Source organism: Pseudomonas sp. Je.1.5.c, assembly GCF_051129895.1.
Taxonomy (GTDB): Bacteria; Pseudomonadota; Gammaproteobacteria; order Pseudomonadales; family Pseudomonadaceae; genus Aquipseudomonas; species Aquipseudomonas urmiensis.
The window spans coordinates 20,787-45,950 of the sequence record NZ_JBCPSP010000016.1; the positions used below are offsets into that span (position 1 = coordinate 20,787).

General features: G+C 60.6%; 17 protein-coding genes. All 17 read right to left on the reverse strand.

Translation table 11 applies throughout. The features are described 5' to 3' along the window. Positions 1-12: 12 nt before the first annotated feature. The 17 genes from fliS to flgJ all read right to left on the reverse strand — a co-directional run bounded on the left by fliS (position 13) and on the right by flgJ (position 25,159). Complete coding sequence (gene fliS, locus AAZU54_RS13815; RefSeq protein WP_186555966.1) at positions 13-408, reverse strand: flagellar export chaperone FliS; 396 nt, start codon at positions 406-408, stop codon at positions 13-15. 133 nt (positions 409-541) lie between these two features. Further along, the gene (fliD, locus tag AAZU54_RS13820; RefSeq protein WP_186555965.1) at positions 542-1,942 is read right to left on the reverse strand and encodes a flagellar filament capping protein FliD; all 1,401 of its coding nucleotides are present in this window, start codon (positions 1,940-1,942) and stop codon (positions 542-544) included. 78 nt (positions 1,943-2,020) lie between these two features. Continuing rightward, on the reverse strand, positions 2,021-2,407 hold the full coding sequence (locus AAZU54_RS13825; RefSeq protein ID WP_186555964.1) for a flagellar protein FlaG: 387 nt from the start codon (positions 2,405-2,407) through the stop codon (positions 2,021-2,023). Positions 2,408-2,478: 71 nt separating this feature from the next. Continuing rightward, positions 2,479-3,339 (reverse strand): flagellin domain-containing protein, encoded by an 861-nt coding sequence (locus tag AAZU54_RS13830; RefSeq protein WP_186555963.1) that lies wholly within the window; start codon positions 3,337-3,339, stop codon positions 2,479-2,481. 354 nt (positions 3,340-3,693) lie between these two features. Then, the gene (locus AAZU54_RS13835) at positions 3,694-4,629 is read right to left on the reverse strand and encodes a ketoacyl-ACP synthase III (RefSeq protein WP_312152183.1); all 936 of its coding nucleotides are present in this window, start codon (positions 4,627-4,629) and stop codon (positions 3,694-3,696) included. A gap of 218 nt (positions 4,630-4,847) precedes the next feature. Next, entirely contained in the window at positions 4,848-5,993 is a 1,146-nt protein-coding gene (gene rffA / locus AAZU54_RS13840; RefSeq protein WP_312152184.1) for a dTDP-4-amino-4,6-dideoxygalactose transaminase, read from the reverse strand. 50 nt (positions 5,994-6,043) lie between these two features. Then, on the reverse strand, positions 6,044-6,730 hold the full coding sequence (locus AAZU54_RS13845) for a metallophosphoesterase family protein (protein ID WP_434727277.1): 687 nt from the start codon (positions 6,728-6,730) through the stop codon (positions 6,044-6,046). Next, on the reverse strand, positions 6,711-7,688 hold the full coding sequence (locus tag AAZU54_RS13850) for an ATP-grasp domain-containing protein (protein ID WP_434727278.1): 978 nt from the start codon (positions 7,686-7,688) through the stop codon (positions 6,711-6,713). The genes AAZU54_RS13845 and AAZU54_RS13850 overlap by 20 nt, the downstream gene beginning before the upstream one ends. Next, positions 7,685-8,533: an NAD-dependent epimerase/dehydratase family protein gene (locus AAZU54_RS13855; RefSeq protein WP_434727279.1), complete on the reverse strand. Its 849-nt coding sequence runs from the start codon at positions 8,531-8,533 to the stop codon at positions 7,685-7,687. Before AAZU54_RS13855 ends, AAZU54_RS13850 begins: the two co-directional genes overlap by 4 nt. Next, positions 8,530-9,258 carry a class I SAM-dependent methyltransferase gene (locus tag AAZU54_RS13860; protein WP_312151908.1) on the reverse strand — a complete coding sequence of 243 codons (729 nt, stop codon included), beginning with the start codon at positions 9,256-9,258 and terminating at the stop codon, positions 8,530-8,532. The genes AAZU54_RS13855 and AAZU54_RS13860 overlap by 4 nt, the downstream gene beginning before the upstream one ends. A gap of 59 nt (positions 9,259-9,317) precedes the next feature. After that, positions 9,318-12,863, reverse strand: coding sequence for a glycosyltransferase (locus tag AAZU54_RS13865; RefSeq protein ID WP_434727280.1), 3,546 nt, complete (start codon positions 12,861-12,863; stop codon positions 9,318-9,320). A gap of 55 nt (positions 12,864-12,918) precedes the next feature. Continuing rightward, positions 12,919-13,620, reverse strand: a complete 702-nt coding sequence (locus AAZU54_RS13870; RefSeq protein ID WP_434727281.1) for a WbqC family protein — start codon at positions 13,618-13,620, stop codon at positions 12,919-12,921. A gap of 134 nt (positions 13,621-13,754) precedes the next feature. Continuing rightward, positions 13,755-16,496 carry a glycosyltransferase gene (locus AAZU54_RS13875; RefSeq protein WP_186555954.1) on the reverse strand — a complete coding sequence of 914 codons (2,742 nt, stop codon included), beginning with the start codon at positions 16,494-16,496 and terminating at the stop codon, positions 13,755-13,757. Between the two features lie 54 nt (positions 16,497-16,550). Then, complete coding sequence (locus AAZU54_RS13880) at positions 16,551-20,126, reverse strand: glycosyltransferase (RefSeq protein ID WP_434727282.1); 3,576 nt, start codon at positions 20,124-20,126, stop codon at positions 16,551-16,553. Positions 20,127-20,304: 178 nt separating this feature from the next. After that, complete coding sequence (locus AAZU54_RS13885; RefSeq protein ID WP_434727283.1) at positions 20,305-21,903, reverse strand: flagellar hook-associated protein 3; 1,599 nt, start codon at positions 21,901-21,903, stop codon at positions 20,305-20,307. A gap of 13 nt (positions 21,904-21,916) precedes the next feature. Then, positions 21,917-23,950 (reverse strand): flagellar hook-associated protein FlgK, encoded by a 2,034-nt coding sequence (gene flgK / locus AAZU54_RS13890; protein WP_428625411.1) that lies wholly within the window; start codon positions 23,948-23,950, stop codon positions 21,917-21,919. 12 nt (positions 23,951-23,962) lie between these two features. Next, positions 23,963-25,159: a flagellar assembly peptidoglycan hydrolase FlgJ gene (gene flgJ, locus AAZU54_RS13895; protein ID WP_186555950.1), complete on the reverse strand. Its 1,197-nt coding sequence runs from the start codon at positions 25,157-25,159 to the stop codon at positions 23,963-23,965. Between the last annotated feature and the right edge of the window lie 5 nt (positions 25,160-25,164).

The window sequence follows — 25,164 nt, forward strand, 5'->3', positions numbered from 1 at the left end:
ACTCTCCTTGAATCAGCCTTCAGGCTGCTGGTCGGCGATTGCATCCCAACCTTCCTTGACCGTGATCAGCAGGCGCGCGACTTCGTCGATGATCGCCGGATCACTGTTGACGTTGGCCTCGACCAGACGGCGGCTCATGTAGGTGTAGAGGTTGTCCAGGTCGGTCAAGCTGTCGGCGTGGTTTTCCAGGTCCAGGCCTTCGCGCAGACCGCCGATGATGTCGATGGCCTTGCCGATCAGAATACCCTTCTGGGCCACGTCCTTGCGCGCAATGGCGCCCTTTGCCTGAGCCAAGCGGTCCAGGCCACCCTGCATGAGCATCTGTACCAGACGGTGCGGGCTGGCCTCGGAGGTCTGCGCCACGCCATTGACTTTCTGGTATTGCCGAAGGGCCAACATCGGGTTCATGGATCTACCTCGTTGCAGCGAAAAAGGTTGCGTATACCCTGTGTATCGCCGTCACGTCAAAAAACTTTAGCGCCAAAGCGAAAAGCCCGGTGCGTCGATATGACGCTACCGGGCTTTGTGCCGCTGCCGCGAATCAGGATTTCTTGGCTTGCGCGTTGATCGCTTCGAAGATCGAGGTGATCTGGTCGGCCTGGGCTTTCATCTTGCCCAGGGCGGTGTCCAGCGCTACGTATTTCTTGGTCAGCGACTCGGTCAGCGACTCGGTGCGACGGTCGAGGGCAGCCTGTTGTTCCGTGAGGTTCTTGGCGACTTGGTCAAGGTTGTTCTTACGCGTGGCCAGGCTGCCGTCGGTGGCGTTGTACGGATCAATAGCCTTGTTCATGCGCTCAAAGATACCGTTGGTGCCGGTGAACAGCTCCTGCACTTCGGCGCCGAGCTTCTTGTCGTTCATCGCCGCGGTGAATTTAGTGCTATTGAACTCCAGAGTGCCATCTTTCTGGGTATTGATACCTAACTGACTCAGGGTCGTCAGGCGATCCCCAGAGCCGACCTCTGCCAGAACACCGCGGATATCCTTGAGCAGCGAACGCGTAGTCGGATCGTTGGTCAGGGACGCCAGGACCATGTTGCCATCAGCATCAGTGGTGGTCTTGGTCAGCGTTGTGATTGCGTTCTGCAGGGTATTGTAGGCATCCACAAAGCCCTGAATGGACGTCTTCAGGCCATCGTTGTTAGCTGCGACAGTCACCGTGGTTGGCGAGCCGACCACGCTTTTGCCAGTCAGCTCCAAGGTCAGGCCGCTGATCGCATCCTTGACTGTGTTCGAGGCACTGGTAACTTCCAGACCATCGACCTTCAGCACGGCATCCTTGGCAACATCATCGATATAGCCCGCGCCTTCGGTGGCCATCGACTTGGTGCCGTCAATATTCAACGCAGTAATGCCACTTACCGAAATATCGCTGCCTTTACCGGTGGTAGACGAACCCAGGACCAGGCGCGCACCATCTTTACCCGTCACGATGTTGGCAGAAATGCCGCTGGCGCTCAGTTCGCTGTTGATTTGATCACGCACCGATTGCAGCGTTGCACCATCACCGACACTGACGGTGTAGTTTTTACCGCCCTGGCTGATGAGCAGGTCGCCTTTAGGGATAGAGGTACTCGCCCCCCCCACAAAGGCCTGGCTCGCCACCTTGGAACCGGTGGCCAGATTCGCCACCTCGATGCTATAGCTGCCTGCCACCGCCGTATTACCAGCAGTGGCTTTGACGATACTGTCGCTCGCCGAGGTTGCCGCATAGGCATTGAACGACGGGGCGTCCTTTTCGTTGAGCTTGCCCATGGCAGTGGTAAATGCAGTAAGGGCACTGCGCAGCGCACCAACCCCGGATATATACGCAGTATTGTTGCTGGTCTGGCGAGTGATCTGCGCCTGCTTGGCGGCAGTATCAGCCTGGACCAGGGCAGTCACGATCTCGGTAATGTTGAGACCAGACCCAACGCCTGTACTGGGAAGAATCGGGCTTGCCATGCTATGTTCCCTCTCGTAAATACGCCAGTGCCACTCCCGTGGACCTGGCCTTCACTGCATCATGATGTTCGCCACCAATCAAACCTTAGCGTCGAACAGAATACTATTGACATCGCTCAGGCTATTGGCAATTCGCAGTGCCTCTTCTGAGGGCAGCTGGCGAATCAACTCACCGGTTTCGCTGGCGATGACTTTGACCACGATCTTGCCGGATTCTTCATCCGTGGAGAATTCCAGGTTGCGTCGAGTCGAACTGAGAAACTTTTCAATCTCGGTAACTGCGTTGCGCACCTTTTCGGCATCATCGACTACCGAAGCTGGGTGCGAACCCTTGCCACCACTGGTGTCCACCGACCGGTTAACCGCCTTTTCGGAGGCCGATTTTTCGGCGACCGATTTTTCGGCGACCTGCTCGACCGGACGTGCGGCCGGGTAGGATAGATTCAGCTTTACGCTCATGTCCATGTCCACCACCTCGCAATGAAAAGGCGGGGAAGCGCCTCAAAGTGCACTCCCCCGCCAGCTATCATCTGCTATTAGCCGAGCAGTTTCAGAACAGCGGATGGCAGCTGGTTGGCCTGAGCCAGAACCGAAGTCGAAGCTTGCTGCAGGGTCTGCTGCTTGGTCAGCTGGGCAGTTTCAGCAGCGAAGTCGGTGTCCTGTACACGGCCACGAGCAGCTTCGGCGTTTTCGTTGATGTTTTGCAGGTTGTTGATGGTGCTGGTCAGACGGTTCTGCGAAGCACCCAGGTCAGCACGCGAGCTGTTGATTGCATTCAGAGCGTCGTCGATGGCGCTGATGGCGGCGCTGAAGTTGTTCTGCGCGGTGGTGCTGTCAGCACCAGCGATGGTCTTACCAGCCAGGCCGGTCAGAGCAGCGTTGGCACCGGTGGTTTTCATCGCGCCGCTCAGGCTGATGGTGATCTGGTTGGCAGTACCGTTGTTGGAGCCGACCTGGAAGGTCATGACGCCAGCGGTGCCGTCCAGCAGGTTTTTGCCGTTGAGCTGGGTGCTGTCGGCGATACGGTCGATTTCCAGCAGCATGGACTGGAATTCTTTGTTCAGAGCGTCACGGTCGGTCGAGCTGTTCGAGTCGTTTCGCGACTGAACGGCCAGTTCACGCATACGCTGCAGAATGTTGGTCTGCTCTTGCATCGCGCCTTCAGCGGTCTGGGCGATGGAGACACCGTCGTTGGCGTTTTTGATAGCCATGGTCTGACCACGGATCTGCGAGGTCATGCGGGTAGCGATCTGCAGGCCAGCAGCGTCGTCTTTGGCGCTGTTGATTTTCAGGCCGGAGGACAGACGGGTCATCGAGGTGCTCAGTGCATCGGAAGCACGGTTCAGGTTTTTCTGAACGCCCAGAGAGGTGGTGTTGGTGTTAACAGTCAAAGCCATGACGAATTCCTCGTTGGATTGGGTACTACGGCTTCCGGCCTTGGCAATTCGCCGGGTGTGGCACAGAGAACCTTCGTAATAGTTATCGTCGTCAGGGCGGGTTGCTTTAGCGGATTTTCGAAAAAATTTACTGGCATCCTGCCAGCCCAATGAAATCAAGGAGTTGACGCCAAGATCCAGGCAACCAAATGTCCCCTTGTATGAGTCTTGTGGTAGAGCCTGAGCTGGCCTTCGGAGGATTTAGCGCAATCGGGGTGTGAGCGGTTTTACTCGCGAAGAGGCCGACAGGAATAACTCAGTAACCAAAACAAAAACGCCGCCCTGGAATCGGCGGCGTTTTACGGGTGGCAGCTGTCAGTCACGACGCTCGACGATGGCCGAGCCCCACGACAAGCCCACGCCAAAGCCACTCAAGGCAACGCGCCTGTGCTGCGAGCCGAGCACATGCTTCTCAAGCAGGAGCGGGATGCTCGACGACACGGTATTGCCGGTCTCGACCATGTCCTTGACGAACTTCGTCTTGTGTTCACCCTCATCGAAGCGCGCCGAAACCGCATCGACGATCGCCGCGCTACCTTGATGCAGGCAGTACAGATCAATGTCCTCGGCCTGCAGCTGGCTAGCTTCAAGCAGCTGTTGCAAATGCGCCGGCACTTTGACCAGGGCGAAATTGTAGACCTGACGACCATTCATGAAGAACTTGCCATCAGTGGTACGCAGATGTTCAGCGCCCGAACCATCGCTACCGAACAGCGACTTACCGAGCTGCCAAACGGCATCCTCGCACATCCAGGTCGCCGTGGCTGCGTCACCGAACAGCATGGTGGTGTTGCGATCTTCAGGGTCGACGATCTTCGAATATGGGTCAGCGGTGAGCAGCAAGCCATTCTTCAGCCCAGCCGCCTCCATGAAGCCTTTCATGGCATAGATGCCATAGACATAGCCGGAGCAGCCCAGGGAGATATCGAAAGCAGCGATCGCGGTCGGCAGGCCAAGCTTGTGCTGAACGATAGCTGCGGTATGGGGCAGACCTTCGGCATCGCCGTTCTGGGTGACGACGATGACGATGTCGATGGATGCCGGATCAAGCGAGGGATTGGCAGCAAACAGATTTTTAGCAGCTTCGACACACAGGTCGGAGGTTTCCTGGCCATCGTCCTTGCGCGGCAAGAAGGTCGAACCGATCTTGCCGAAGATGAAATCCTGGTCTTTGCCGAATTTCGCGCCCTGGGCGTAGTTGTCCACCCCTTCGGTAGGCACGTAGCTGGCGATGCTTTTAATGCCAATCATATGGCTTCCCAATTCAATTACAGCGAAATACCCACTGCCTGCGCAACGACAAAACGCCAGGCGATACGGCGGCAACCGATCCCTGACAGCGTGTCCAGGTGCGACGCAGCGGCTCCCGGTTTTCGACAATATACAGTGAAGATGCGCGTTCTGACTCTCAAGTCACGCTCTTTTTGTCGAATAGCCGGGCACCGCCTTGCGCCTGTACCAGGTGACGTTCAAAAGCTGCTGAGGGTTTGGCCAAGAACCTGCACTACACGGTCCTGATCGGACGTGGGTAAACCCCACCACAAAGGCAGGCGCAACAGTCGCTCGCAACTGTGCTCGGTCACCTGCATGTTGCCATGGGTACGCCCATAGCGCTCACCTGCCGGCGACGAATGCAGTGGCACGTAGTGGAACACCGCATAGATCTCATGCTGCTTGAGCACATTGAGCACCTGTTGCCGATTGATACCCGGAGCCAGCAATACATAGTACATATGGGCATTGTGTTGGCAGTGGTGCGGGATGATCGGGCGGCGCAGCAGGCCTTGCTGCTCAAGCCCTGCCAAGGCGTCATGATAGTAATCCCAGCTGGCCAGGCGCTTGTCGGTGATGGCTCGTGCTTCTTCGAGCTGAGCCCAGAGAAATGCTGCGATCAGCTCGCCCGGCAAGAACGACGATCCCACTTCCTGCCACGTGTACTTGTCCACTTCACCGCGGAAGAAGCGACTCCGATCAGTACCCTTCTCACGGATGATTTCGGCGCGCTGGACTTGCTGTGGGTCATTGACCAGCAATGCCCCGCCTTCGCCAGAGATGACGTTCTTGGTCTCATGGAAGCTGAATGCCCCCAGATCGCCAATACTGCCCAACGCCCGTCCTTTATAGCTGGACATCACGCCTTGAGCGGCATCTTCGACCACCCGCAGGCCATGCTTGCGGGCAATCGCCATGATGCTGTCCATTTCGCATGCGACCCCAGCGTAGTGCACAGGCACGATAGCCTTGGTCCGAGGCGTGATTGCTGCTTCGATCAGGCGCTCATCGAGATTGAGGGTGTCGGCGCGAATATCGACGAACACCGGCACCGCGCCACGCAGCACAAAGGCGTTAGCGGTGGAGACGAAGGTGTACGAGGGCATGATGACTTCATCGCCCGGCTGGATATCCAGCATCAAGGCAGACATTTCCAGCGCGGCGGTGCACGAATGGGTCAGCAACGCCTTTTGGCACCCAGTCTGCGTCTGCAGCCATTGATGGCAGCGCTTGGTAAAAGGACCATCGCCGGCGAGCATGTTGCCGAATTTGGCTTCGGCAATGTAGAACAGCTCCTTACCGGTCATGTGCGGGCGGTTGAAGAGAATTTTTTCAGTGCTCATTGCTGAATTCCGCAGTTGGCGCCAGAGTGGGTGGGAGCACAGGTTGCTGCTCAGCACACCGGGGATGTACTGATACGTCCACCGATCTGAGTTCCCTGTTCGAGGTTTTCATAAAAGTACGAGGTGAAGCCGGCTGCAGCCATCGCCCGTTGAATCTCGCCGATGTCGTACTCCAGACGGTGCAACTCGAAGGCTTGTCCATCCCAAGTGGCGAAGCCTGCCCGCGGATCACCGTCACGCGGCTGGCCCACCGAACCTGGGTTGCAATAGACCTTGCCCCGGCCCTGCCAGAGGCACTGGACATGGGTATGCCCGGAGACAAAAACGCTGCCGGGCAACGCATCGAAATAGGCCTGGGACGGCTGCAGGTACTCGTCCAGTGGGTCGGCCCAGCCACCGTGCACCAGGCTGATGCCCAGCTGCTTGGCCTGAAGATCAAGGCCTTCGAGCCAGGCCAGGTTTTGCGCGGTGATGACCTGCGCCTGATAATCCAGGCAGCGATTGGCACTGTTGGAGCGCGGGCAGCGCGCACCCCGGGCCAGGTACCAGTCATGATTGCCCATCACTGAAAACACTTGGCGCTCGCGCAGGGCGTCGCAGCATTGATTGACCTGACAGTAGTAACCCGCGGTGTCGCCCAGGCAGATGATCCGTGACACCCCCAGCGCATCGAGCTTTGCGAGTACGGCGCGCAATGCGCTGTAGTTGCCGTGGACGTCAGAAATGATCCCGATCATGAATCACATAATCCTCTATGTAGCGTACGGCGAAGCCCTGACGCAGCGTTGGCGCCTGCGGCGTCTGCCGATCGAGATAGAACTCCAGGCACATCTTCGCCTCGTTGTAACCGAAAGCGCGGCGAATGGAACTGGTCGAGGAAATACGCGGATTGATCTCCAGCAGGTACCAGTTGCCGTCGCTGCCACGGCGAAACTGCAAATTAGTCGGACCTACCGGTTTGAACGCGCGGCACAACCGGGCGACTACCACGTCGAGGCTTGCGTGCTGGCAAACCCGCGCCTTGGCGGTCGAGCCATCGGAGGCCAGACTGCGCTGGAAGGTGATGCTCGGGCCACTGCCGCCCCGGCCATCACCGAACACTGCAACAGTGTACTCCTGAGCAGCGTTGCCGATGATCGGCTGGGCCATCAGCACTTCACCGAGTAGTGGCGCATAGGCACTGAAGTCGCGCTCCTCGCCCACCCAGACCAGGCCTTTGGAGGCATAGCTGCGGCGCGGCTTGAGCAGAAATGGCAGGCCAAAGGCTTCCTTGAGCGAGCGAAAATCGCCCTTGAGCAGGCTGGGGATCCGGCATGCCTCATCCATGCCGAGCAAGGCCTCATGCATCGCCCACTTGTCTTGCGACAGCTCGATCAGTTGCGCGGCGTTGAGCGCCAGCTGGCAGCCGGTCTGGGCGAACGCCTCACGCTGCTGCGACAGCCAGTGCACATCTTGTTCAATGCCCGGAATCAACAAGTCGACGGCATGCCGCTGGAGCACGTCCAGCAGCCATTGCTGATAGTTTTTGTCGGCAGTCAACGGCGCTTGCTCGAACACATCGCACCAGGCTTGGCCGACCGCATCATCGAAGATGTCGGCGCCAATCAGGCGCAACGACGGGTCGGCGGCACGCAGCGACCTGAGCAGGCCATAGCCCATGATCGCGCCAACCCCGGTGACCATCACGGTCCTCATGCGTCGCTCTCCCGATGAATTCGCATCAACTCGAAACCTCGCTGAATATCGATCTGCGGCACGTAGCCGATTTGCTCGAACAGATCCTGCGAGCAAACGAAGGGCGGCAGATCGGGAATATCGTCTTTGTCTGCGAGAAAGCGCACATCGCCAGGCTGGCCAAAAGCCGCGATGGCCGCCAAGGCTATCTCGGAAAGCCGTGGGTCTTGCGGATGAGCGCAGTTGTACAGGCCGCCGATACCCCCACTGGCCACGCGCGCACAAATCTCGGCCAGATCATCCAGGTGCAAGTAACTGCGCCGGGCATCGTTGCCCCCATGGAGGTTGACGGTATTGCCAGCAGCAGCGTTGTCGGCGATGGCATAGAGCAAGGGTTGGTGCGCACGGCACAGGGCCTGACTGTCATACACCTGGCTGAGGCGCAGAATGCATAGGGTCATGCCGCGGGTCGTGCAGTACAAGCTCGCGACCTCCTCTGCATGGCGCTTGGACAGTGCGTAGATACCGAAATATCGATCGCCCGGCTGATAACCGGCCGAGCGTGAGGACAGCAGGATCACCTGCCGTGCACCACAGCGTTCCGCCAGTTGACAGGCAGCCAGGGTGCCGACGCTATTAGCCTGTTCGGCGCGAATCAAGTCCTCTGGTGCGTTGCCGCCAAAATCGGCAGCGGCATGCACCACCACGTCAAACGTGTCGCTGATGTCGGCTGGCGCGCCGTGAATTAGGTCGAACGCCACGTCTGCCTGCCGACGCCCAGCCATTTTCACCGGGCCATGCCGTGACAGCGCTTGAGCAATGGCCTTGCCTAGCGTCGAGGTACTGCCGATCACCAAGCTGTTCATTGGTCGGCGAGGGTCGCTTCGAGCATCAGCGCGCAGCTGAGCTCAGGGTAGTCGATAGCCACGGTACACATGGCGGTGGTGATGTTATCGCTGAGGTTCAGGCTCCTCATCTGCGAGGTCATGAATGGCTTGAGGAACAGCCCCTCTTTGCGCACGACGCGCAGCCCTGCTTGCTCCAGCTCCTCGGTCAGGGTCGCCAGCGAGTAGGCACGCAGATGCCCAAGCTGATGATCACCGGCCCCCAGCGTCATCATGTCATCAAGCAACCCGGCAGCGTGACCAAAGCGACGGTGCAGCGATTGCGCATTCGGCACAAGCACGAAGCAGCGCCCACCGGGTGCCAGGTACTGCTTGAATTTGCGCAGCACCTGCTGCGGATCTTGTACATGCTCAAGGACAAAACCCATGACGATGAGGTCAAAACGCTGCTCGGTTTCGAAGGTCTCGAAGTAGCTTTCGATAATGTGCGCCTGACAGTCCGGATACTGTTCCTGGAACTGGGCAATCACCGACGCTGAACCGTCGATCACCGTGTGCGTGCGAAAGTAACTGGAAAACCGCTGGGTCGAGAAGCCATGACCGATACCCAACTCGAGCAGGCTGAGCTGTGGCCCGCACAACTGCATGATGCGCCGCGGATACCAGTTCAGCATGATGTTGTTGTCATAGGCGTAGCCAAAGCTGTCGCTGTATGCCGCGATATAGGTATCAAGCGTGTTGTTCATCTGTGCCTCTGTTCTCGCATGAGTCGGATCGATGTGCGCAATTCAATGACTGGCCTGCCTTATCCGGGCAGCCAAGCTCGCCGCCAGGCTTGCAGTCGCTCACCCTGCAGCAACCAGTTGTGACGCACCTGGTTGCGCAGCTCTTCGCCCAGCGCCGCTGACGCCTGAGGATCCTCAAGGTGCAGACGGATCGCCCGTATCCAATCATTGGCCGTGTTGTCGACGCGGCTCAGCGGCAGTACATCGCTGCCGACCAAACCGGGGCTCCTGCTGCAGATCAGCGGATGACCACAGGCTGCATGTTGAAGCACGCGCAGGTCTGCCGAGCAGTGGTTGCTCAAGCTGTCACTCATCGGCACCAGGGCCAGGTCGAGATCCAGCGCCGCCAATGCAGGCCCCAGGTCGTTCCACTGGGGTGCCGGGTGACGCTCGGCAAGCAATGGCTGCAGTGACGCCGGGCAATCGCCAAGCACTACCCACTGCACCTCATTGGCCAGCGCCGGCAGCACCTCGCTGAGCAAACCGCTGTCCTTGCCACCCAACCAGCCCACGCGGGGCTTGTCGGCCACGCCGCGCTGCGCGCTCAAACGCCCCCAGCTTGTTGGCAGGGCGCTCTGCAACAGGCACACGTCTTCGTGCTGGCCCTGAAGCAGTTCGGCCAGCATTGGGCTTGCGACCATTACCCGGTCGGCCTGGAGCATGCCCTGCTGTAGACGCTCGAGCAGTTGCTCGGCATTCATGCCAATGGCCAGATCCATCGCCGGCAGATAGCCATCAAGGTCATATACCTTGAACGCCGTCGAGAAGGCCCGCAGCCTGCGCAAGGCCAATAGCCCGTCATCGTCGAGCGGCCGCTGCATAACCACCGTTGCCGGCGAAAAGCGCTCGATTTCAACTGCCGACAACCAACCGGTGGTGGCTGCAGCTTCGATCTGCCCGGCCCGCTCAAGGGCCGTTAGCGGCTCTAATAAGCGTGTCGCAGAGCCTGGCTGCTGCTCGCCCAGGCAAGCCAGCACTTTAGGCAAAGCATCAGCTGATGGCGACCAGCACAGGGCGTTGTCCTGCAGAGCGAATGCCTCGCCATCGCGCAGGGAAAAATTTCGGTTATAGCCAGGATCTCGGGCTAGCAGCGGCAGCCAGCGCGCATACAAGGCATCTTCCTGCTCGGCGCTCGGCCTGCGCTGGCCGCGCGCGTCCTGTAGAAGGCGGGCATGCGGGGTCCACACGTTGACGTAACCGCCCTGGTGCAGGCGCAAGCACAAATCAGCCTCGGCCCATGGCGCCAGCAGCGGATCGACATCCAGCCCTGCCGCCTGCAGGAACAGTTCGCGCCTGATCATCAGGCATTTACCGCCCAGCGCCGCGCAGCGCTGTTCGAGGCCAAGCCGGCCCATGTAGCCGGCATCCTGGGCTGGCATGCCGCGGAACAACTGGCCAATGCTGGCGCTAGCGCCAAGCAGCAACGCGGCCTGCTGGATGCTGCCTTCGCGGTCGAACAACTTGCCACCCACCGCGCCCACTTCGGCGCGCTGGGCGTGGTTGAGCAGCGCTTGCAGCCAGTCGGGCTCAAGCACTGCGCTGGCCGCATCGAGCAACACCAGGTAGTCACCCCGCGCCTCTTGCGCCGCGGCATTGCACATGGCCGCACGCGACTGACCAGGCATGAACTGGAACACCGCAAAGCGCGCCTCATCCATCTGACTGACCATTTGCAGCCAGGCCAGCAAGTCCGGGTCATCGCTGCCAGGATCGATCAGGATCACTTCATAGGCGTTGTGGGTGGTGTGCATCAGCAGGCTTTCCAGACAGCGCTGAAACGCCAGCAAAGATCCTTCCAGGTAGATCAGTACACTGACGGTGGCGTCTTGCTGATGGCCATAATCGATGCGGTAACGACCCGGCGCGCCGGGCAAGTCGATCACCTGAGCCTGCGGATAACCGCTGGTGCGCAGATGGTCGGTGATCACCGCATGCTCATCGGCGCAGATCTGCGCCCGCACCGCGTTGGCCACCAGCAGCGCATCACTGACGTGCTCCACGGCTGCCTGGCCATGTGCTTGGATCAGACGCAGTTGAGCATGCAGCTCGAAGGCGCGCCCACCCTCAGGAGCAAAGCCATGCTGCTGTAACAGGGCCTCGCGTCGGTAGCACCAATGGCGAGACAGACTGGCTGGAAACGCCAGCAGCAAGTCCAGGTCCAGATCCGGGCGCAGGGCAATATCGACCAAACCGTCCTTCACCTGCACGGCTTCATCGGCATACATCGCCAGGCAAGTGGGGTCGCCGTCCAGCAGTTTCAGGGCGGCCGCCAGCAGGCCACAGGGGGTGAACGTCTCGCCAGCATCGACAATCATCAACCACTGGCAATCACTGCGTTCGAGCAGACCGTTGATCAATGGCACAGCTTGCTCGACCCCACCCTCCAGCCAATCGACCTGAGCCTGACTTGGCCGCGAGTTGCCCAGCACATGTACCGTATAACGCTGATACAAGCTTTGCTGCAGGCTCTGCAGGGTGCGGGCCAACGCCTGCGGATCTGCCCCGTCGCGCACCACGATGGCAAGAGTCGGTGCCGCTGGACTGGCCAGGCGTTGCTGGATCAGTTGCAGCGGCGTCGGCTGCGGATAGCGCTGGCGCAGCCAGTCGAGCGCACCGCGCCGATTGCCCTGCGTCTCGCGCTCGGCAGCCGCTTGAGTCTTGGCGATGAAAACATCCAATTGCTGCCAGAACCCTGCGGTGCGCTGGACGTATTGCGTCAACGCCTGTGGCAGGGTCGAACGGGCCTGCTCAAGCGCTTGCGGTTGGTCGAGCATGGCGAAGCCGACATTGCCAAAGAACCCCAGGTTGAGGAACTGCTCGTCAATCCCGTGCCCCGGGATGAAGAGCACCGGACACCCGCAGAGCACAGCCATCACGCAGGTCATCGACCACTCATGGCTGTACAGCACCTCGGCCTTGCGCAGCAAACTGGCCAACTCGGACAGGCTCAGTGGATTGGCGACACTGAGCAGGCGAATATCGTCAGGCAATTGCGTGTAGTCGATCTGCTCCAGCGGATGGCGGTTCTGATAGAGGTAACGACCTTCACGCACCGCGCCTGCCGGCGGCGGCGAGAACAGCCCGATGTCGATCGCCGGCAGGCACAACAGGTCGAACTCGCTCAGCCCCAATCGTTCGGCCAGAGGCGCTGCATAAAAGAACAGCAGATCGTCGCTGCGCGCCTGCATGCCGCGACCAGAGATCGCCCCTTCGAAATTGAGCAAAAAGCGCGAAACCACTGCGCACCCCAAAGGATTGCCCTCGACCACTTCAGGGTAAATGGCGATCGGCGTCTTACCTTCGCTCAAATGGCGCACGGCGATAGCTGAGTCCAGCAACGGCGTCTTCAGTTCAGGATTGACTGTCTCGGTCCGGCAGATATAGGCCTCACGGCCGCTGAGGTTGAGCATGTGACAGAGGTAGTGCAGCGCCACGATACCCGAGGACGTCTCACGGTAGGCAGGTGCCATGATGTAGTAGGGATGCTCGGGCTTGGCATACATCAGACGCAGACGCGCCTTGGCCAGTTCCAGGTCCTGCCCATCCAACTGCAAGGGTGTCGACATCGAGCTGAAAACTCCAAGGTAAAGTCGTTAGTACGCCAATCACCGACTGCGGCGATCAGGCACCATGGCGCTCAAGGAAAGCCGGAGCATCGGCGCCAGTGTTGAACAACAGGTCGATCACGCTCACCGCGTGCTGAAATTCGCCAAACACTTGCCGATACTCCGGATAGCCGGCATAGCTCATATAGGAAACCGCAATACCCGATGCGGCGAATGCCGCTTGGTCTAGGTAACAACTGGCAGCTGGGCCTGAGAGATACTCACTGGCACCCAATGCCTGGCACAGGTGCACCAGGCGTTCGTTGCGTCCTTCTACCTGGCCAAGCGCTTCAGAGCGGTACAACGGCGTATGGATACCGAGCAACTGGCACAAACCGGCGATGAACAGGTGGTTGACCTGCGATAACCCGGGCAAGCTGGCCGCCTGTTCGTAGAGGGCGCGAATAGGGCCTTCCATCTGCGCAAAGCAAGGGGCACGCCGGTAGCTCTGCTCGATGGTTTTCCAATGCGCTGCGGCCCAGCCTGCATCGCTGATCTGCACTTCGTTGATGAGCTGGCCCAGTCGACCCTTTTTCTGCACCGCGATGCTCAACCAGTGTTCACCCTGGGCGGTCTTGATCTTGTTGCGGTTGCGCCAATCGGAGCGGGTGTACTGCACGTCGTCGTACAGCACGAACGCATCGACACTGCGGATCAGGTCGAAATATCCCTTCCACGGGATGTAGTTCGATTGCACTATCGCCACTTTCTTTTGCATCGCCAACCTCTACCGCAAGCCGGATCTCCACGCGCCCCTGCAAGCACAAAGAGCGCGTTTTGCTACGTCAATATCCTGCCACTCAGACATAAAAAAGTCGGGCACTTGGCCCGACTTTGCAAATCCCGCGCCAGTTAACCTAGCTGGGCCAGCCACTCAGGCGCGTCAGCCACCGGCGCGACGCTGGCAAACCGCGAGCGACCCGTGAATGACCCAGGCCACCGTTGCGCCAACTCCGGCGCTTGCTCGCCCTGCTCTCCTCGCCCACTGCTCACCAGCAGTTGCGAACGCGGCGTGCCGAGCACTATCAGGCCAGCATCGCGCACTTTCAAGCTCAGCTCGATAGCAGCATCCGGCCCAGACTGCAGGCCTTCACACTGCTCGAACAGCTCCTTGCGGATCATCAGGCACTGCGCCGAAACAGCCGCACAACTGCGTACCGACTGTACCCAAGGATTATCTTGCACTTCAGTCCCCAGCAGACCCTGCCATGGGCTGTACACTTGGGCGTGTGCCAACAACTCATAACCGGCATGGACCAATGTGCCGTCCTGCGCCAGCAAGCGCGCACCTACCAGGCCAACCTCAGGACGCTGTGCTTCATTGAGCAGGCCTTCGATCCAGGCCGGAGAAATCACTTGGCTGTGCTCGGACAGCACCACCAGGAATTCGCCCTGGGCATGACTAGCCGCCAGGTTGAGCAACTGCTCGGCAGTGGCTTGCGCCGGGCCGCCCACCACCCGTACACGGTTGCCCGAAGCCTGCACAGACTCCCCACCGGTCTCGCTGGCAACTGCCACGACGACTTCGTAACGTGGATAACGGGTGCGCTGCAGTATGCCCGTCAAGCATGCCTGTAATTGGCTAGAGCCGGGCTGGCTGGCGACCAGAATACTCACCAGGGGCGTCGCCGAATGACGGAAGTCGATGACCAGCCCCGACCCGTCCTGCTCGCTAACCTGGGCACGGTAACCCAAGTTGCCCAGGTGCCGACCGAGGATGCCGCGCGCCTGCGCCGTGAGGGCTTGCGGTGCTTGCGCGGCAATCAGCAGATATTCGTCCATATGGGCCAACACGCCGGTGCCATGCGCCTCGACCAGACGCAGCAACAAGTCGTATTCCAGCGCTTCGCGCTGCTCTTCGCTGTAACCGCCAAGTTCCAGCACTGCTTCGCGGCGCACCAGCCAATGCCGCGACATCAAGCCCGGCTGGCTGCGCAACAGGTCCAGGTCACTACCTGGACGACGAACAGTGAGCAACCGCCCCGGCTCATCACGCTGCACTTCATCGGCAACGATGGCGTGGCAAGCAGGCGCTTCTCCCAGTTCCACCAACAGGCGCAGCAGGCCACCAGCAAGCAACACTTCACCCGCCTGCATCAGAAGCAGCCACTCGCTCGGCAGTTGTCGAACCGCCTGGTTCAGATGAGTCACCCAGTTGCTTTCGCTAACCTGAATGAAATGCAAGGTATCGCGCGCCGTGGTGATCGCTGGCGGCTTGCCTGCCTTGAGCACGACCAGCTTGAAGTTGCGTATACCACTGGCCAACAGACTGTCGAAGGTGGCCTGCAGGGCCGCGTCATCATTTTTCAGATCGACCACGACGAAAGCGATCGTCGCTCCCGGATTGCGCGCAAGGTGCGCCAGAACACGCTGACGGCCTGCTTCGTCCGGAGTGGCCGCGGCAATGGCCGCCAGGGCCTGACCGGAGGCTGTGGCCTGCAACCATTGCTGCGGGTTGACGCCTGGCACCTGTTCAAGACGCCCCAGCCAGTCAGCCATTTCGCGGGCACGGGCGCTGTCAGCGTCGAGCATCGGCTGCAGCAACTGACAGATCTGCGGGTTGAACAGGCCAAGCGCCAGCGCCTGCCAGTAACGCTCTTGCAGACTTTCCGGCGTATCGTTGGGATGCGTTTGCACCAGCTCACGCTGGCGTACCCACACACCTTCCAAGGCTTTGTGCTGCGCCAGGCCGGTCGGCCATGCGTGACACAGGAACTCAATCGCGCTCAGCCGAGTAAACAATGGGGCGTTGTAGTACGGCAGCTCGACGTACTGACGAGGCTCGAAATCGCGCTCGGGATCATCGATCACGCTGGTCCAGCGCGAGGTGAACAAGAGGTCGGCCTCACCTTGATCGTAAGTGCCACGCACGAACTGATTGAGCACGGCAAAGCCGGTATCATCCGCGCACGCAGCCTGCTGCTGCGCATCCCATTGGCGCAGGACGCGAACCGTCTGCGCCAACCGCTCTTCGCGCGCCGCGGCAGTCAGGGTGCAGGGGCTGAACTCACATACTACGTCGGTTTGCTCGAGGTGAGCGACGGCCCCCTGGGCGAGGATCGCGCAGGACAGGGCAACCCGGAAGCCGGCAAAGTCCAGTTCATCCGGGACACTGGCCAATGCCGCCTGCAGTACCGGTACCCGCAGCAGCGCACGCCACGCCTGCTGGCCGGCCTGGGCATACTGCTGCAGACGCGCTCGGGTGCCGCAGACCTGGCCAGCAGCGAACGCCGAACCCCGCCGGTGGTAGGCCACCTGCCCTTTGCCCGCGGCATACACCAGCGCATAGCCCTGGGCCGCTACTGCTTGCGGTTGCGCGCTTAGGGCTTTTGCAGCGCCAGCCAGCGCCGCTGGCAGGATGAAGTCGGCATCGAGCGCCAAGCTGACCAGGGGCGTGTCCAGCTGCGCCACCACCAGTTCCAGGCGCGCCTTGCAGACAGCGCCGGTGCAGGTGCTCAGCAAAGGTTCCAGGGCATGGCAAGCGATACCGGCCTGGGCATAGTAGTGAAGCGCTCGGGCGCGGTGATCTGCCTGGTCATGGCCAAGCAGGACAACGGTCACATCAGCGGGCGACCCGGTTGCGATTTCGATCATAGAGCACCTGTCGAGGTTGTCGTTGCAGCACCCGGCAGCGCCGGGTGCCAAGGTTCAGTCTGCCAGCCAGGCGTTGGCCCAGTGCTGCAGATGGTGTTCATTGAGCACGTAATCGCGCAGCACCGCTTCACGCAGCGCGTCGCCCTGGCGGTAGCTGGCCAGCGGGTCGTTCAAGTGCATGCGGATTGCCTCCAGCCACTGCTCGGTAGTGTTTTCTTGCACCCGCGTGCAGGGCAGATAGCCGGCATAGGCTTTGGTGTCAGTGCAGATTACCGGGAACCCGCAGGCGCCATATTCGAGCAAGCGCAGGTTGCTCTTGCAGTCGTTGAACAGGTTCTGCTCAAGCGGCGCCAGGGCCAGATCCAAGTTGAGGCTGGCCAGCTTTTGCGGATAGCGGGCAAACGACAGGGTGTCGTAGAACTCTTTGATGTAGGGACGCAAGCCCTCCGGGCACATGCCGAAGAATACCCAGTCGACTTCATCAGCGAGGGTCTTGACCACGTCCAGCAGCAGTTCCAGATCGCCGCGATGACTAGTGCCCCCGGCCCAGCCCACCCGTGGCCGCGCGCTACTCTGGCGCTGACTGCTCAGGCCGCTCCACAAGGAAGCGGCAAGCATGTTCGGCACGACGCGAATGTCGTGATGCAGGTGCGACAAAGCATCGGCCAGCGGCTCGGTCGAAACCACCACCCGATCACACAGGGCAATCGCGCCGCTGACCAGCTCGCGCATGTTGCTGGGCATGTTGCGGGCATGGTCGTTCTTCTTCGGTGGCTCGATGATGTAATCGTCCAACTCGTAGATCCGACGCGCACTGGAGAAGCGCTTAAACTGCGCCATGTCCTTGAGATTGGCCGGTGTGTAGCGACACTGCAGGATCACCACATCGGGTTTTTCCCGCTCAAGCTCTATTAGGTCAGAGCTGCTGTAGTCGATCCGCCCCTGAATCCAGCCCGCTCGCTCAAGCTCACTGAACGGCTGCACTACCCGATAGTGGCCGATGGCCGTGGCATTGCTCGGCAGGGCCAGCACCGAGGGCATGGCTCTGGCAATGAAGGGGTTCCAGCCGGTACGAAGGCCTGGCTCGAAGTTGAAGTTGGCAAGTTTCAGACTGAGGTTGCGGTTGTATGCCGGATCAGCGGCGACCCAGGCCAGCCAGCGTTCGTAGAAGGCATCTCGATCCGCTTCCAGGCCCTGCGCACAGAGCGCCAGCGGCTCGGCGGCGGACACTTTGGCGACCTTCGAGAACGGCGTCCACACCACCAGATAGCCTGATGTACGCACCCGTAAGCACAGATCGGCATCGAACAGGCCGTGCTGCAAGGCGTCTGCCTCCAAGCCTTGCAACTCATCGAACAGTGCGCGGCGGATCAACAGGCAATCCAGGGCCAGCGCGTTCCAGTTCTGCACCAGGCGCAGACGGTTCATGTAGCTGTCAGCATTGGCCGCGCAACCGACCTGCGAACTACCAGCTGCCCCGTGCATGCCCAGCACCAACCCGGCGGACACCACCGCGCCATCACCATCGAGCAGTTTAGGTCCGACCACACCGACTTCAGGACGCTGGGCATGCTGCATCAACTCTTGTAGCCATTGCTTATCGAACAGCAGGCAAGCGTCATCGAGCAGCAACAGGTACTCGCCTCGGGCGTGCTGGCTAGCCTGATTGAGACTGGCAGCACGGCCCTGGGCAGCAACTGCGACACAGCGCACTTGCGCGCTGCCAAGCTCAGCCATGGCCCGCAACCAGTCGCGTACATCCGCTGAGGTATCGTCATGTGCAATCAGGATGATCTCGAAATGGCTGTAGGCAGTATGCTCAAGCAGCGATTCCACACAGCGCATCAACCTTTGCACATCGTCCATGGCCAGGATCAGAATCGATACTCCAGCGGCCTGCTCATGCAGGTAAGTCACGCGCGCGGTCATACCACCCTCGCCGCCAGACACTTGAGCACTCACCCCCAGGCGCTGTAAATGCGCCTGCACGACACGCGGTGCGTGTAGTTGGGCGCTGGCTTCAGTCAACCAATCGGCGTAGCTGTGCTGACACTGCACCAGCACTTCGGCGATATGCTCGACCACTTGCAAGCCATGGGCTTCGACCAGACGCCAGAGCAGATCCTGGGGCGCCAAGCTGGCGAACTGGCCATCGAAGCCGCCCAGCGCACGAATGGCGGGTACGTTGAATGCAAGCATTCGCCCCACATAGGGCACGCTGCGCATCAGGTCCAGGTTGAAGTCGGGTTTGAAGATTGGGCTGGAGGGCGCCAGATTGTCATTGGCACCCTCATCGGTGTACAGGCACACGCTGTCAGTGCGCAGCGCCATGCGCTCGGCCATGATCACCAAGGCATGTTCATGCAAGCGATCACCCGCACGCAGCAAGAACATCCAGTCGACCTGATCAGCACCTAGCAGCCAAGGGTTGAGCGTAGCCGCCGTCGCCTGCTCAGCGCTCAGGTACTGGGCCTGGCCGCCTGCCACCGCCTGCAGCGATGCAGGGCCTACCACCAACAGCCGATGCGCGGGGTAGGATTGCCCGGCCAGGCTGTCGAGGGTCAGACGTAACCCAGCCTGGTCGCCCTCCTCACAGAACACCACGGGCACGATCCGTGGCTGACTTGGCCATTGCTCGATGCGCTTGGGCAGAAGGCGCTGCTGGCCCGCTGTGAGGCTGCGGCACTCGAGCCACTCGCCATACAGCTCGGCAAAGCTGAGGCTGTTGGTGCCGACGTATTGATTGAAGTTAGCCATCTGCCCGGCAAAATAACGGCGCAGGTCGAACTCCTCCCAGGCAGGTTGCGCCTCGCCGGCATAATCAGCTAGTGACTGGTAGCGCACCCAACCATCGGCCGGGGCGGCCTCGGCAGTACTGGCACCGAGCATTTGCGTCAGCCACTCGGTTTCGGCCTGGTAGGCACTGGTCATGCTCGATTGATGGCTCAATCGGCCGGGGTGAACGCGCTCCAGGCTCAGCACCTGATCCAGGCTGCACAAGTGGCCACGGCGCAACACACAGGCATACAAGGCCAGGTCCAGGCGCGCAGCAAAGCCTTGCCCGTCCTGAACCAAGGTCGCCATGTACTGCTCGACCTGAGCACGACGCAGCAAGGCGTGGCTCAGCCCGCCAAACAGATTAGGGGCGCTGTCGGCGATACTGGCCAACAGATCAGTGCCATTGAGCACTGCGCTACGCGTCGAAATGACAAAGTTAAGCGCCCGCGACGGCAACAGCACGTCATCGGCAGCGCACAGCAGGCGCTGGCAGATCACCAGACTGATGTGCGGCCAGTCCTGCATAACCTTTGCCTGGGCACGCACACAGCCACCGAACAGGGTGTCGTCGTCACATAGGAACTTGATCATCTGCCCTGAGGATTGCTCAAGGCACGCCAGCAGGTTACGTGCAAAGCCCAACCGCTCGGAATTGCGCTGATAGCGCACCGGCACTGCCGATCCCTCGCCCAGCTCTCGGCAGATCGCCTCGATCTCAGGCCCTCGACTATCATCGCAGACGACAATCTCAAGGTTGGGGTAGTCCTGATACAGCGCACTGCTCAACGTGCTGCGGAAAAACTCAGGATTGAACGCTGGGATGGCAATACTGACGAGGGGGCTTGCGTTCACGAGGGCTCACTTAAGCGGTTGTTCAATCTGTTCGAAGTGATTGGCACTCCATCGAGGCGGGAGTGATTGCTCCCTAGGCCCCGCATGAGCCGCAATCCTTTGGGTGCGGCCGCCGCCAAACCATTCAGCGGCGGCGAGGAAGGCCCGGCGAGCAGGCCCCTCGCTTACCAGGTTTCGATCAGATGTAGTTGACCAGCGACAGGCCTGCGACCTTGGCGTAGGCCTGCAACGAGGCCTGGAGCATGTTGGTCTGCATTTGCAGGCGCAGCATTACTTCGGCCGGATCGCTTTCGCGGATCGAGCTCTGCGTCTTCAGATTCTCGGTGCTCAAGGCTTCGTTGGTCTCGGCCTGGACGTCAAGCGCCTGGCCGCGACCACCAATGGCACTGATCGACGAGGACACCTGGTTGGTAGCGCTGGCGATGTTGCCGATGGCCGAGTCCAGGGAGGCGAGGAAGTTCTGCCGGGCCGCCGGATCCTTGTCCATCGGTGTCATCAGCGCGGTACGCAGCTGGCCGATGGTATCGAGGACATTCTGGGTCTGGTGGGTATCCGCCTTGATCGCGAACGAGTCGCCGGCATCCGGGGCTGTGGAGAGCTCGAATGTCACGCCTGCCGCAGTCGCGGTGAATGGGTCGGCGGCGGAGCCGGTACCCGCCAGCGTGCCACTGCCGATCGGCCGACTGTTTGCATCCAAGGGGGCGGCATACAAATCGAACTTGGTCGGATCGCTGTCGGAAATCTTCAGGATCGCCCCACCGCCTGGGAATGCGGCCTTGTACAGCGACTCATCGGTAATGCTGGCGCCGGTGACCTGGCTGCCGGAAGCACCGTTGCCTGGGCTGCGGGTGCCGCTGATGGAGTCTGGCTTGGCCCCCAAAGTGAAGGTATGACCCGCCAGGGCGGCATCGTAGTCGACCTCGTCACCGGGCTTGAAGGTGATGTCCAGACGCAGGTCGACTCCACGGAAATTGATCGAGGTGTTCTCGCCATTAGGGTCGAACTTGCCGCCCTGGGTCGCTTCCAGGGTGACGTCGTTGCCGTTGGTATCGGTAATCTTGAACTGGGTGCTACTGGTGAACTCGATGCTGTACGGCTCGCCACTGCGGAAGCGATCGTTGAACGTCGAGCTACCCGAGACCTGGCCATTGGACAGACTGATGCGGCCATCGTCAGTGCTCGGCACGGTCAGCTTGGTTTCGCTGCGGCTGGTATTCAGCGCTTGCTCGAAAGCGTCATAACCAGTCTCATTGGCGGCCAGGCTGAGCATGTCGCCGACCTGCAGCATCAGGCTGCTCTGATCGCCCTGGTAGCTGTAGGTGCCATCAGCATTGCGAACGTAGGGTGGGGTGTCGCCCTTGGAGCCGGAGAACAGGTACTTGCCGTTTTCGTCCTTGCTGTTCATCAGCGAGAACAGTTGGTCTTCCAGCGAAGACAGCTCATCGGCATTGGCCTTGCGATCGGCATCGGTGAAGCTTGCGTTACCAGAGCTCACTGCCAGTTCATTGACCCGCTGCAGGATGGTGCCAATCGAGTTCAAGGTGCTTTCGGCCGTGCCCAACGCATTGCGCACGTTGGTGATGTTGCCCGAATACTGCTTGAGCATGTTCTGCTGCTGCTCAAGCTGCAGCAGGCGCGCAGCGCCAACCGGATCGTCTGCGGCAGTGCGCACGCGGATGCCGTCGCTGGCTTCCTGCTGGGTCTTCACCGTGTTGGCGAAATTGCGCTGATAGTTGGCGCTGTTGGTGTTGTAGAACTGCGAAGTGGAAATGCGCACGGTCTACGGCTCCTTAAAGGCTGTTGATCAAGGTGGCGAAGGTTTCCTGGGCCGCCTTGATGATCTGCGACGACGCGGTGTAGTACTGCTGGAACTTGATCAGGTTGCCGGTTTCTTCGTCGATCGAGACGCCCGACAACGAGTTGCGGCTGTCCAGTGCAGAGGTGTGCAGCGCGGTGGTGGCATCGCTGTCCATCTTCGCCTGACCGGCCTTGCCACCGACGTTGGACACAAGCTTGGCGTAGGCATCGGTAAAGCTGATGCCTTTGCCGTTGTCCCCGACATCGACCGTCGACTTGGTCTGCAGGTCGATCACCGACTGGGCGTTGCGGTTATCGGCAGAACCTGCGCCGGTCAGCGATACGGTGTAGTTATCGCCATTCTTCGGCGCGCCGGAGACGCTCATTTCGAAGCTGAAGCTTTCGCCCGTCGCGTTGCCGCTGGCGTCGCGCATCGGCACCGACAGCTGCAGCTTGTTTTCCTGGCCTGGGATGATGGTGCCACTGCCGATGGAGTTACCCTGGGCGTCGAACATTGTGTACGACTGCGGCGAGCTGGCGTCGTCACCGAACACCAGCTTGACCGGCGTCGAGTACTTCAGGCCATTTTGCATGGCGCTGAGCTGGGCCGAATCGTAGATGTCCAGTTCAGTGGTCAGGGTCGGCTGGGTGATCACCCCGGTACCTTTGTTGCCCGAGCCACTGGTGGCGGTCAACGGCGAGGCCAAGGCCAGGCGCTTGGGATCGGTCAGCACCGATTCGATGCTCGCCGCAGCATTGCGGGTCGGGGTGATCTTGAAGCTGTCACCGGCCGCCAAGCCGCCGCCATTGAGCGACAGGGTGAAGCCGTCGATCACCGGTGGCGGCGTGGTGGTGAGGTCGAAACTGCCCATCTCGGTGTTGTCGGGCAGGCGGCGCACGGTGTATTCGGTGGCGCTGGTGAAGGTCACCTGATAGTCGTTGGTGGTCAGCTTGCCGGTGTCCTTGATGGTCACATCGAGGTTGCCGGAGCCTGCGCTGTTGCCCAGCTTGGGCACGCTGCGCTCGCTGATGGCCTTGAGGCTGTTGATGTCACCGAACAGGCTGGCGCCAAAGTTGCCGTTCTTGTCGATGCCCTGGGCCAGCTGGCTGTTGATTGCGTCGGCGACGACCAAGGCCACCCGGCCGAGCTCGTTGAGCGCAGGGTCGAGGGTTTCCTTGCGGTAGCGAATCAGCCCGCCCAGCTCACCACCGGTGGTGCTGTTGGTGATGTCCATCTTGGTCGAGCCGCGATTGAGGATCAGGCTCATGCGGGTCGGATCGGTCGCGCTTGGCTCAACGCCGATGGTCTGGGTGGTACTGCCCAGCACCAGTGCCTGACCGTTCTTCAGGTAGATGTCGTAGTTGCCGTTTTTCTGCTCGACGACATCGGCACCGATCAGTGCGGTCAACTCACGCACTGCGCCGTCACGCTGGTCGAGCAAGTCATTGGGCTGACCGGTAATGGCGCCGACCTTGGAGATCTGCTCGTTGAGATCGGCAATGGTCTTGGTCAGGTTGTTCACCTGAGTGGCGAGCGAGGCCATGTTGCTGTTGAGGTTGCTGTTCTGCTGGTTGAGCTGCGACGACAGGGTGTTGAAGCGCTTGGCCAGGGTCTGGGCACTGGTCAGCAGCAACTGGCGCGACGCATCTTCGGTCGGCTTCGCCGAGGCATCCTGCATGGCGCTGAAGAAGCTCTGCAGGGCGGCGGTAATACCGGTGTCAGCGCTCGACAGGGCGGTATCGAGCGGCGTGATCTGGTTCAGGTAGGAAGTGGCGTCGCTGGACAGCGAAGTGGTGGTACGCAGCTGGTTTTCCAGGTAGGCGTTGTACACCCGGCGCACGTCGGCCAGGGTTGTCCCGGTACCGATGAAGACCTGGCCGGTCTGCTGGCCGCCCTTGGTCTTCTGCACGTTTTGCTGGCGCGAGTAGCTCTCGACATCGGCGTTGGCGATGTTGTTACCCAGGGTATACATCCCGGACTGGGCAGCTCCCAGCCCGGACATGCCAATATTGATCAAACTCGCCATGGATCCCTACCCTTAAAGTTGCGTTGTGGTACCGAGCATTGCGTAGCTCTCGTACGACTTCATCTGTCTTGCGATTTGCGAGATCTTGCTGGCGTAGTTCGGGTCGGTGGCGTACCCGGCCTTTTGCAGTTCTCGCACGAACTGTTCTGGGTTATCGGCTGACTTCACCGCATCTTGATAGCGCGAATTGTTCTGCAGCAGGCTAACCAGGTCGTGGAAGCTGTCCTGGTAGGAGTCGTAGGAACGGAACGCTGCGGTCTCCTTGACGAACTGGCCGTCGCGGAACTCGCTGGTGATCGCCCGCGCCTCACCGCCCTGCCAACTACCGGTGGCCTTGATGCCAAACAGGTTGTGGCTACTGCTGCCATCGGTGTTGCGCATGACCGACTTGCCCCAACCGGTTTCCAGCGCCGCCTGGGCCACCAGGTAGCGCGGATCGATGCCGATTCGCTTGGCGGCTTGCTCGGCCATCGGCAACATGGTGGCGACGAACTCGTCGCTGTTGCCAAAGGCTTTCTTCGGCGCCAGCGGTGGCTGGGCCATGGCCCGGCCGAGGATGCGCGTGCCGCCATCGGCAGCAGCGAAGGCTTGCGCCGGCTCCCAGTCGCCCTTGACCACACCATTGACCAACTGCCCATCGCGGGCAGGAATCGCCGCTGTATTGGTTGCAACCGCAGGGTTGCCCGCCGACGGCACGATACCTGCCAGCAACCGATCGGTAAGCTTGCCCGGCAACGACAGGCGCCGCGAATTGAGCGCCGCCACATCGTTGCGCGCAGCGCTGCCGGAGCTTGCATGGACCGGCTCGGCAACCCTATTGCCCCACAAGGCCGGGCCAGCGCCCTCGCCACGAGGGAACGGGCTGGTACTGGCCACTGGGCTCTTCTGCTTGGACAGCTGGCGCACCAGCACGTCCTGCAAACCAATACCGCCACCTTCGCGGGACATGCTCACCGCCAACTGCTGGTCGTACATGTCGCGGTACTGCTTGACCGTCTCGGTGTTCATCGGGTTGTCTTCGGCCAGCACATCGGTGGCCTTGCGCGAGGCTTTGAGCATCTCGCTGATGAACAGCGACTCGAACTCCTGAGCCACCTTGCGCACGTTGGCCTCGCTGTCGCGATCTCCGTGCTTGAGTGACGTCAGGCGATTGAGGTCGGTGTAGGCACCGCTGTCGGCTGGGCTGGAAACCAGGCTCTTGGAGTTCATGCTCG

Coding starts and splice junctions, on each gene's coding strand:
- fliS (WP_186555966.1), bottom strand. CDS start 408: ATGAACCCGATGTTGGCCCTTCGGCAATACCAGAAAGTCAATGGCGTG.
- fliD (WP_186555965.1), bottom strand. CDS start 1,942: ATGGCAAGCCCGATTCTTCCCAGTACAGGCGTTGGGTCTGGTCTCAAC.
- AAZU54_RS13825 (WP_186555964.1), bottom strand. CDS start 2,407: ATGGACATGAGCGTAAAGCTGAATCTATCCTACCCGGCCGCACGTCCG.
- AAZU54_RS13830 (WP_186555963.1), bottom strand. CDS start 3,339: ATGGCTTTGACTGTTAACACCAACACCACCTCTCTGGGCGTTCAGAAA.
- AAZU54_RS13835 (WP_312152183.1), bottom strand. CDS start 4,629: ATGATTGGCATTAAAAGCATCGCCAGCTACGTGCCTACCGAAGGGGTG.
- rffA (WP_312152184.1), bottom strand. CDS start 5,993: ATGAGCACTGAAAAAATTCTCTTCAACCGCCCGCACATGACCGGTAAG.
- AAZU54_RS13845 (WP_434727277.1), bottom strand. CDS start 6,730: ATGATCGGGATCATTTCTGACGTCCACGGCAACTACAGCGCATTGCGC.
- AAZU54_RS13850 (WP_434727278.1), bottom strand. CDS start 7,688: ATGAGGACCGTGATGGTCACCGGGGTTGGCGCGATCATGGGCTATGGC.
- AAZU54_RS13855 (WP_434727279.1), bottom strand. CDS start 8,533: ATGAACAGCTTGGTGATCGGCAGTACCTCGACGCTAGGCAAGGCCATT.
- AAZU54_RS13860 (WP_312151908.1), bottom strand. CDS start 9,258: ATGAACAACACGCTTGATACCTATATCGCGGCATACAGCGACAGCTTT.
- AAZU54_RS13865 (WP_434727280.1), bottom strand. CDS start 12,863: ATGTCGACACCCTTGCAGTTGGATGGGCAGGACCTGGAACTGGCCAAG.
- AAZU54_RS13870 (WP_434727281.1), bottom strand. CDS start 13,620: ATGCAAAAGAAAGTGGCGATAGTGCAATCGAACTACATCCCGTGGAAG.
- AAZU54_RS13875 (WP_186555954.1), bottom strand. CDS start 16,496: ATGATCGAAATCGCAACCGGGTCGCCCGCTGATGTGACCGTTGTCCTG.
- flgK (WP_428625411.1), bottom strand. CDS start 23,950: ATGGCGAGTTTGATCAATATTGGCATGTCCGGGCTGGGAGCTGCCCAG.
- flgJ (WP_186555950.1), bottom strand. CDS start 25,159: ATGAACTCCAAGAGCCTGGTTTCCAGCCCAGCCGACAGCGGTGCCTAC.